This is a genomic window from uncultured Shewanella sp., assembly GCF_947495455.1.
Classification (GTDB): domain Bacteria; phylum Pseudomonadota; class Gammaproteobacteria; order Enterobacterales; family Shewanellaceae; genus Shewanella.
Genome location: NZ_CANLZC010000062.1, coordinates 25,346 through 34,294, shown reverse-complemented (window position 1 = coordinate 34,294; position 8,949 = coordinate 25,346). Strand labels below are relative to the sequence as shown.

Sequence of the window (8,949 nt, the reverse complement as noted above, 5' to 3'; positions counted from 1 at the left end):
TTTAACACCTAACAGATCCGAACAATTATTTAAGAGCGAACATAAATCCGTGGCCAGAATTAGTTGACCACTTCAAAGCGGTATTTGATAAAGGAAGTACAGAAGGGAGATAACATAGAATGAGAAATATAAGGGAGGTTGGCAGTTTGGTTGGCAAATGCTAATCAGCATTCATTGATCTGCTATGAGGGATACATTGCAAGTTAATTTGAAACTAATACAATTGAGTCATATAAAAACCCGTTCAAATTGTTATCGCGTTTCGGTTGGAAAATAATTGCCGTACTCGAATTAAGTCCTCAGGCGTATCAATACCGTGTACAGGTGGTGAGCTGATTTCTGTGACTCGTATCTTGATGCCGAAGTATAAGGCTCTTAATTGTTCAAGTCTTTCGTAATTTTCCAATGGGCAGCTAGGTAAAATATGCAACTTTTTAATGGTTTCGGCTCTATATGCATAGACACCTATGTGGCGTTTAAAAGGGGTTTGTTCATTTTGACAATCCTTTAGTGTGATCCCTTCTCTTGGATAAGGTAACAATGCACGAGAGAAGTAAATGGCGTGTTGATATTCATCACATATGACTTTGACACAGTTTGGATCTTGGGCTTCTTTAATTGAGCCAAATGAGGTGCTGAGGGTTGCCATGCCAGCTAATGATTGATGAAGTAAACTATTGGCTACTCGCTTAAGGGCGTAGGGGGGGATGAGAGGTTCATCTCCTTGTAAATTGACAATAACGGTATCATTTTCCCATTTCATTTTTGTCACGACTTCTGCAATTCTGTCCGTTCCTGAAGGGTGACTGCTGGATGTCATGACCACTTGTGCATTGAAGCGCTCTGCTTGGGTTTTTATCTGTAAACTATCGGTAGCAATAAAAATATTATTAGGGCTAATGCCTGTTTCTAGCGCTCTTTGATAAACATGCCATATAAGCGGTTTACCCTCAATGATGGCTAATGCTTTACCGGGTAATCGAGTCGATGTCATGCGAGTGGGAATAACGATTTTATAGTGCATAACTTGTGCCTTTAAGAGGGATTGATTTTTTGAGAAAATTTATCTAGCTGTTTTTTAATGAGATCGGTAAAGAATAATCTTGGTTTAACATAGAGTTTTCGGCATTTGCGCCAAAAATATCTTTTAATTACAACATCCCGTTTCCATTGAAATAATCCTGGGTAAGTGTTAAGTGGCCAGTTATAATCTCGTTGCAATGATCGGATCCAGTTTCGGTAGCCTTTATTGAGTGAAACTGGTTGCTCAGAGCCGACTGTGATGCATTTTTCTGTGAGTAAGGTCTGAAGTTTTTTTTGTAGCAATGCTTCATTTACTTTACGTTGTCGGTGATATTTATGGGTTAAAGGTCTAGGATGCCATCTGTGAATAAAAAAGTTTAATTCAAATAAATGTTCCAGAGAGTATTGAGTTAAGTAGCGCCTAAATCCTTCATAGTTGGCGGGATGAATCGTCTTCTTGTCGTATATGAAGTCTATGGGAATATTACCTTTTTGATAATGTAACGTTAACCGACAAATGAGCTCTAAATCTTCACCACCATGGCCGATAAAGGTTTCATCAAATCCTTTTAATTGTTTAAACCATTGTCTGTTTATGAGTAAGCAGCTAGTGACAAGCGCAATACTTTCTACAATGTCATTATTGCCTTTCATAAAGGAATCTAAGCATTCTATTTGCTTTTGTTTATCGATATTATTTTTAGTGTTAAGTGAAGCTTCTTTGGTTAAGTAAAAGCATGGATACATCTCAAATGCAAAGATCCCTATAGTCATTAATGACTCTGCAATTGAGACAAGGTTATTCAGTAATGTGTTAGGAACAATCAAATCAACGTCAATGAAAAATAAATAATCACTTTTAGAAAGTTTAACGGCTTGATTTCTTGCAAATGCAGGGGAATAGACTTTCCCTTTAAATGGAGCGTGAATATAAATAATCTTGTTGGAGTGAGGCAAATTATTCGCCGATTTCTCACTCGTGTCAAAAATAATAATATCTGTTTTTGGTATATCAATAATCGCATTGATCACTGTGAGTAATCTGCTGTTATTTTTTTCAAATGAGCGCTGAGAATAAGGAATGATGAATGAGATATTCATTTTTTGGTAATCCTTTACCTTAAAATATGAAATTGAAAATTTGAATGTATTTTATTTAAAAAATAATGAGACGACATCAGCTGTTAGTTTATTGTCTTAATTATTCAGCTTATTTATTCAGCTTATTTATTCAGCTTAGTCTCAATGCTATTTTTAAGGTTAATAGGCCACTATGGTTAAATTTAGTGGTTAAGCTGCAAAGCTTGATTTATCGATTTGTAAGCTGAGTGCGCCATTGGTGCCCAAAACGGCATTGACGATACGTTCGCTCGTATGGCCATCTCCATAAGGGTTAATGGCATGACTCATGACTTGATAGGCAAAGTCGTCATCGAGCAGTCGAATGGTTTCTTCCACTATGGTTTTATCGCAAGTGCCTACCAAACGAACGGTCCCCGCTTTGACAGCAGCTGGCCGCTCTGTGGTATCGCGCATGCAAAGGACAGGTTTACCTAGGGTGGGGGCTTCTTCTTGTATCCCCCCTGAGTCGGTTAAAATAAGGTAGCTTTTCTTCATTAAGTAAACAAAGGGGAGATAGTCTTGTGGCTCAATTAAAAAGACGTTATGAAACCCCGATAGGTTTCTTTTTACGGGTTCTTGTACGTTAGGATTGAGGTGCACAGGATAAACAATTTGCACATCATCACGTGTGGCCAAAATAGAAAGGGCTTTGCAAATACGTTCAAAACCCTCTCCGTGATTCTCACGTCTATGACCTGTGACTAAAATAAGCTTTTTGTCAGTTTGTAAGAAAGGAAACTGCTGGGCCAGTTGATTTTGCATCGCTGGATTATTATCAATATGTTGATTGATATCCAATAGGGCATCGATGACAGAGTTACCAGTGACAAAGATACTATCTGGCGTAATATTTTCTAAAATTAAATTCTTTAGTGAGCCAACTGTCGGTGTGTAATGCTGATCGGCTATGCTGCCTGTGAGCATACGCATACCTTCTTCTGGCCAAGGTGAGTAAATATTACCAGTACGCAATCCTGCTTCTACATGACCGACGGCGACTTTATGATAATAAGCAGACAATGTGCTGGCAAAAGAGGTGGCGGTGTCACCATGGACTAAAATGCGATCGGGTTTAAACTGAGCAAAAATAGGTTTTAATCCATGGAGAATTGCTGTTGTGACATCGGTAAGATCTTGCCCTGGCTTCATGATGTTAAGATCATAGTCTGGTTCAATGTCAAATAAGGCTAGTACTTGATCGAGCATTTCTCTGTGCTGACCTGTGACACAGACTTTTATGTCCACATCTTTTCTTGTTTTAAAGGCTTTGACTATGGGGGCCATTTTTATCGCTTCAGGCCGAGTACCAAAAACCATTAAGATCCGTTTTACACTTGCCATATCAATCTCCTTATGTATTAAACCAAATTGATTAATTCATCGATTGGATATCTAGATAAAACCAATATCCATTCGAATTTGAGCTATTCTGTGTTGCCATGTGTGTTGATCTAGCACAATTTCTTGAATGATTTTTGCATCTTTTAATCTTTTGCTCTCGTCTTTTATGTAGTCTTGGTAAAGGCCGCTGACGAGATCGGTATGCTGTATTTGAATGATGTGTGGGCCAAATATATCCTCTATTGCATAAGAAGGTGTGCTTAGCATAGGGCTAGCGCTGGCGGCCAATTCAAATACGCGTCTAGACAACATAGTGTGAGAATGCTGAACAGTATTAAAATTAAGATACAGCTGAAATTGGTTATACAATGAATAAATCGTTTTTTCACAGACAGCTGGGCGACAATGATCTATGAGTGATTGAGGAAAACAACATGCTTGCTGAGGGGTCCAAAAACGATCATAGATGATTAAATTATGTTGCTTTAATGCCTGTAATATTTGCCCTTGTTCTTGACTTCTTTTAGGCAGTTCTTTGCCATAAAAGCCCCCTAAAAAAGCGATGCTAGGTAAGCGTTTATTCTGTTGATTTGGCGCGTGTAATTTAGGTTGCGCCGCAAACATTAACGTATTAATCATCTTGAATTCATGATTAAGGGCTTTATATTTGGGAATGCAATTAGCATCTGTTGTATAAAGCGCATTAAAATACATTGCGGCTTGTGAAAAACGGTCGAAATGAACAGGATCTTCTTTATTCCAAAAAATAGTGGGAATGGATTTTTTATGGCAATAGTCTGTGAGTTTTTTTAAACTTGAGTTCTCATTGGCGTCTAAATCCACTATTTTTTTTTGCCATGAAGCGTTAAATCCTCTCCAAGCCGACTCCACAAATAATAGATCAGGTTTATGAACATTAATACACCAACGCCAATTGAGTGGGGTTAAATGAATGAGCTCTGCTTCTTCTTGAAGGCCTAAACAGGTGGCTTCATCGACAATCGCCGCTATTTTTAGTTTTCTTCTCATCCGTTTTAATTGCCGCTATTTTTAGTTTGCTTCTTATCGGCTTTGAATGGTTATCATATCGCTAAGACCACTGCAGCTGACATTGTGATTTGAAAAATGATTTGGGTAATATCTTTTGCCAGCTGAAAGCCTTTTTCATCGGGTTTAGAAATCACAAAAATCTCATCGCCAGGTCCAATAATCTCCTCTTCAGACAATAGATCATTGGCACTGACAAAGCTGCCATTGGGTTTCATGACAAGTATGTTCATATCATCGAGATCAGTATTGGTGCCACCGGCTTTATTAATAAAGGCTTCTATGTCCCATTTGGGATTGTAAGCAATGGCGGTGGGAAACATGACTTCACCATGGATCATGACTAAATTTCGCTTTGCGGGAATAACGATACGATCGCCTTGTTGTAAAATTATTTGATTGAACTCGTTTTTATTGGCCAGTAATACTTGGCCTTTGGGTTTGACTTGACGCGCTTTTTCTATCCATTTCAAAATGGTTTCAGCTTCTGCTTGGCGCAGCTCGGCGGCTTCTGTGGTATCAGAGCGTTTTGTGAGTACATTTTGCTCTAGAGCGGATAATGAAGCTTGTAACATGTCATATTGCCTTTTGGCGACGGAATGACGGTAAAGCTGCACCGCATCTTGATTTGACAGGGATGTAAATTGTGTATGAGCCAATAGATCCGCCAGACTTGCCCCCCATGGAAGCACCATTTCTTGCGCCGAGTTATGTTCGCCCATTAAATCAATGCTAATGCTGTTTGGTCTTAATTGAGAGCTGACTTTAACTAAGGCACCTGGAGGAACCTTAATATATTGAGCTTGATCTAGCGTATATTGTTTTGCATTCACTGGGCGGTTGCCGATATTTTCTTGGGCTGAAGATTTGAGCTTTGACACTGTGGTGCTGATCGGTTCTGCTGCAATAACGGTAACATGTGTGGCTTGTTCATCCACAACAACGGCGTTAAGAATGTCTTTTAGTGTCGAGTTTGTGGCTAATTCATATTGGCCACTAAAGCCCACGTTACCTTCTATGGTGATCTCACCTTGTTTTGGCCCGACAAAAATCACATCCCCATCTTGAAATTGCAGCGACGGAATCGTGCCTAATTGTAAAAAATCATATAAATCGATCTGTTTAAGCGTTTTGTTATTGCGTTTAAGTTGAATATTGCGATAACTGCCAATGTCTTCTCGAATACCCCCAGCTTGATCAATAAAACGTAAAACACTGTCGGCACTTTGACCTTGATAAAGGCCGGGTTGATTCACCATTCCCGAAAGAAAGACTTTCACTTGTTGGCTTGACATCAATGAGGCATAAACTTCAACATTGGATTTATAGACGCGTTTGACGCTATTGAATATGACCTGATTGAGTTTTGCATTGGTCACGCCAAGCACTTTAATGGGGCCAACTTTAGGTATAAAAATGTTGCCTTGGGGATCAACTGTGACTTCAGCTTGATAATCAATGGCTCCCCAAACTTGAATGAGTAAGTTGTCACCTTGAGTGAGCTGATAGTGAGGATCAACGGCAGAAAAAGAATATTGGCTAAACCCGCCACCGAATAACCAATTTCCATAACGTTGTGTGTTTTGACTCTCATACAGGCTAGCGGTTTTTTCAGCTGTTGCTTCTTGTTGTAGCACAACAGAGGCAAGAGATGAGCCACTGGCATAAAGCCCAATAATGATAATGAGTTGAACTAATCGCTTCATTCTCTGTGCTCCTTAACAATGGCAATGATCAGCTTTCCAATCAGGTAAATCAGTAGTAATACGACAAACCAAGTGATGATGTTGTAAAGGCGTTTAGGGTAAGTGTTGTCTTGGGCGATACGAGGTTGTTCAACCACCAGTAAATGCTTTAATTTTTTAAACGCGTCACTGCGAGTTTTCTCTAAACTGGCTAAGGCAGATTGATACAGATCCGTTGCCAGCTGAGTATTGAGTTCAATTTCTTTAAAGGTGAGATTCACTTTATTGAGTGAGGTTTGGTTAGGTTGAATGAGTTTTTGTTTTTCTTGTGCGAGTTGTTTCTCTAAGGCTTCAATTTGATATTGTTTAGCCACAATTTCACTGGCATCGCTGTGCATGTAAGCACTGAGAGATTTTAGCTCGGCTTCTTGAGTCATAATTTGTGAAGCAAGTTGATTCATGGCATCGAGTAAGGCGTGGCTTTGTTGCTCAGGATTAAAGAGCTTGGCCGTATCTTGAAAATCGATGAGTTTAATTTGCTCTGCCTTAAGCTGTTTATAGGCTCTAGTGACTTCCTCTTTTGCGTATTGCATTTGTTGTGCGGCCATTTTCTCACCCAGTTGATTAATAAATTGCTCACTAATGGCCAGCAAGGTTTGGGTGAGCTTGAGTGCATATTCAGGCGTATAACCTTGAATTTCTACGGTAAGGATCTCAGATAAATCATCATACTTTACCGACAAATGCTTCTGATAATATTGAATAAAATCTTCTTTTGTACTGGTTTGATTTAAGCGGCTTATTGGATCCCATTTTTTATTTTGGTAGTGAGACTTAAGGGCGAGTTTGTCATCCAATGCTAAGGCCATTTCAGGTGAACGAATATATTCTTGTAATATCAATGCATCGCGCATATTGGGTGATGCGCTTCCCAATGAGGCTAATCCTAATAAAGGCTGTTCATGATGACTGCTTTGCTTAACAATAAATTGGGTTTGGCTCACGTATCGTGGTGAGGCAATGACGCTGAAATAGATAATCACGGCAAGGGAAGCGACAATGACCAGGGCAAAAGATCCTAGCTTTGCCCATGTTTGATATAAGGTCTTACGTGTGTTGATATAGGCTTTTGAGTCGGCTAAAAATAATTTAGGATCTCGACGCAATTTCCTCAATTTTCGTTGAGTCGGGCTTAATGCCACCGAAGGACTGGGGTTTGCCTTGAGTGAGTTTGTCGCTTGATTATTTGGCATAAGTCATTTGATACTCTTTAATGGCATCGCTCAGGCTATCAAAATAAATTAATTGTTTATTTTTAATCACTAATCCAGTCTGGCAATGTTGTTTAAGTTCAATGAGTGAATGATTCACCATAATGAGTTTGGTATGAGAATATTTTTGGGCGAGTAAGGCCTCACTCTTTTTTTTAAAATTGGCATCACCGACAGCCCCTAATTCATCGATGAGCAAAATATCGAAATCAAAGTCAAAAGCCATAGTGAGCCCAAAGGTGATTCGAGAACGCATGCCGCTGGAATAATTTTTTACAGGTTCATCAAAAAATTGACCTATTTCGGCAAACTCTTCCACCTTGTTCTCGATGGGGCGAGTGTTCTTGTAACCATGAATACGGGCAACAAAACGCACATTTTCTCTAGCGCTCATTGAGCCTTGTAATCCGCCTTGTAACCCGAGAGGCCAAGAAATATTTAGCGGCGAGTGAATGGTGCCAGAACTTGGATTCTCGGCGCCGCCTAATAGGCGGATCAGGGTGGATTTTCCCACACCATTGGGGCCAAGTATGGCGATATTGTCTTTAGTAGGCAGGGCTAAATTGACGTCTTTTAACACATAATGCCGACCCTTTCTGGTGCGAAAAAACTTACTTAACTGTTTAAAATATATCATGAGCCAATAAACCTATGACGGCATAGATGAAAAATGGCTAAGCCCAGACTAAAGCTAACGAGAGCGCAAAAACTTAAATAAGACCATTGCCCAACAGGGCTAGTATAAGCGCTGAAAAAACTGTCTCGACTCAATTCGATAACATGAAAAATAGGATTCCAGTCAAATAAATACCAATATTGTGGCGGGATCATAGTGGCACAAAAGAAGATCCCCGAAATAAAGAATAAAGGCCGAGTGATAATATTGACTATTTTCTTGGTATCTTTCCAAAAACTCATGCATGTGCACAAAAGTAGGCCTAAGCCAACGGTGAAAACAACAAGTAAGGCGGTTGCCGTTAATAATCCCAGTAGATTATTTGGCCATGCCGTGAATCCTAGCCAAGCCATCACACTAAAGATAAACACATAGACCAATAGGAAAGTGGCGACTTCAATAAGGATGCGTGTAATAACAGGGTCGATGGCGGTGACTTGCCGATAGCTTAATAAGCCTTTGTTGGCATCAATGGCGGCGCTCAGTTGATTGAGTAATTTGCCAAACAACTTAAAAGGTAAAATAGCGGTAAATAAAAATAAGGCCACCGGAATATTGGCGACGCTATTACGGCCCATCAGTGAAAAAATAAGCCCTAAAATGGCAACTTGGCCAACGGGCTCCATGATGGCCCAAAAGTAACCTAACCTGTTATGGCCAAAGCGTGTTTTAATTTCTCGCATGGTTAATGCAAAAATCACATCAGACATAATAGTCAGGCTAGTACGCTTTTTGGAATGACAGTTTTCCGCTTTTACCGAATGAAGTGGATAAGGCATATGGC

At 39.7% G+C, this 8,949-nt stretch carries 8 protein-coding genes; all 8 read right to left on the bottom strand.

The window, feature by feature from the left end; genetic code table 11:
* Positions 1-244: 244 nt before the first annotated feature.
* The 8 genes from kdsB to Q0791_RS15620 all read right to left on the bottom strand — a co-directional run bounded on the left by kdsB (position 245) and on the right by Q0791_RS15620 (position 8,944).
* Positions 245-1,024 carry a 3-deoxy-manno-octulosonate cytidylyltransferase gene (gene kdsB / locus Q0791_RS15655; protein WP_299008307.1) on the bottom strand — a complete coding sequence of 260 codons (780 nt, stop codon included), beginning with the start codon at positions 1,022-1,024 and terminating at the stop codon, positions 245-247.
* A gap of 11 nt (positions 1,025-1,035) precedes the next feature.
* Positions 1,036-2,124 carry a galactosyltransferase-related protein gene (locus tag Q0791_RS15650; protein ID WP_299008304.1) on the bottom strand — a complete coding sequence of 363 codons (1,089 nt, stop codon included), beginning with the start codon at positions 2,122-2,124 and terminating at the stop codon, positions 1,036-1,038.
* 189 nt (positions 2,125-2,313) lie between these two features.
* Positions 2,314-3,486: a non-hydrolyzing UDP-N-acetylglucosamine 2-epimerase gene (gene wecB / locus Q0791_RS15645; protein WP_299008302.1), complete on the bottom strand. Its 1,173-nt coding sequence runs from the start codon at positions 3,484-3,486 to the stop codon at positions 2,314-2,316.
* A 51-nt stretch (positions 3,487-3,537) separates the two neighbouring features.
* Positions 3,538-4,515 carry a glycosyltransferase gene (locus tag Q0791_RS15640; protein ID WP_299008300.1) on the bottom strand — a complete coding sequence of 326 codons (978 nt, stop codon included), beginning with the start codon at positions 4,513-4,515 and terminating at the stop codon, positions 3,538-3,540.
* A gap of 53 nt (positions 4,516-4,568) precedes the next feature.
* Entirely contained in the window at positions 4,569-6,239 is a 1,671-nt protein-coding gene (locus Q0791_RS15635) for a polysaccharide biosynthesis/export family protein (RefSeq protein ID WP_299008299.1), read from the bottom strand.
* Positions 6,236-7,471, bottom strand: coding sequence for a lipopolysaccharide biosynthesis protein (locus tag Q0791_RS15630; protein ID WP_299008296.1), 1,236 nt, complete (start codon positions 7,469-7,471; stop codon positions 6,236-6,238). The genes Q0791_RS15635 and Q0791_RS15630 overlap by 4 nt, the downstream gene beginning before the upstream one ends.
* Positions 7,461-8,126 carry an ABC transporter ATP-binding protein gene (locus Q0791_RS15625; protein WP_299008293.1) on the bottom strand — a complete coding sequence of 222 codons (666 nt, stop codon included), beginning with the start codon at positions 8,124-8,126 and terminating at the stop codon, positions 7,461-7,463. Before Q0791_RS15625 ends, Q0791_RS15630 begins: the two co-directional genes overlap by 11 nt.
* Positions 8,123-8,944 (bottom strand): ABC transporter permease, encoded by an 822-nt coding sequence (locus Q0791_RS15620; RefSeq protein ID WP_299008290.1) that lies wholly within the window; start codon positions 8,942-8,944, stop codon positions 8,123-8,125. The genes Q0791_RS15625 and Q0791_RS15620 overlap by 4 nt, the downstream gene beginning before the upstream one ends.
* Between the last annotated feature and the right edge of the window lie 5 nt (positions 8,945-8,949).

Excerpts from the sequence above, each read along its gene's own strand:
- Q0791_RS15625 (WP_299008293.1), bottom strand. The coding sequence starts at position 8,126 with ATGATATATTTTAAACAGTTAAGTAAGTTTTTTCGCACCAGAAAGGGT.
- Q0791_RS15635 (WP_299008299.1), bottom strand. The coding sequence starts at position 6,239 with ATGAAGCGATTAGTTCAACTCATTATCATTATTGGGCTTTATGCCAGT.
- Q0791_RS15640 (WP_299008300.1), bottom strand. The coding sequence starts at position 4,515 with ATGAGAAGAAAACTAAAAATAGCGGCGATTGTCGATGAAGCCACCTGT.
- kdsB (WP_299008307.1), bottom strand. The coding sequence starts at position 1,024 with ATGCACTATAAAATCGTTATTCCCACTCGCATGACATCGACTCGATTA.
- Q0791_RS15630 (WP_299008296.1), bottom strand. The coding sequence starts at position 7,471 with ATGCCAAATAATCAAGCGACAAACTCACTCAAGGCAAACCCCAGTCCT.
- Q0791_RS15620 (WP_299008290.1), bottom strand. The coding sequence starts at position 8,944 with ATGCCTTATCCACTTCATTCGGTAAAAGCGGAAAACTGTCATTCCAAA.
- Q0791_RS15650 (WP_299008304.1), bottom strand. The coding sequence starts at position 2,124 with ATGAATATCTCATTCATCATTCCTTATTCTCAGCGCTCATTTGAAAAA.
- wecB (WP_299008302.1), bottom strand. The coding sequence starts at position 3,486 with ATGGCAAGTGTAAAACGGATCTTAATGGTTTTTGGTACTCGGCCTGAA.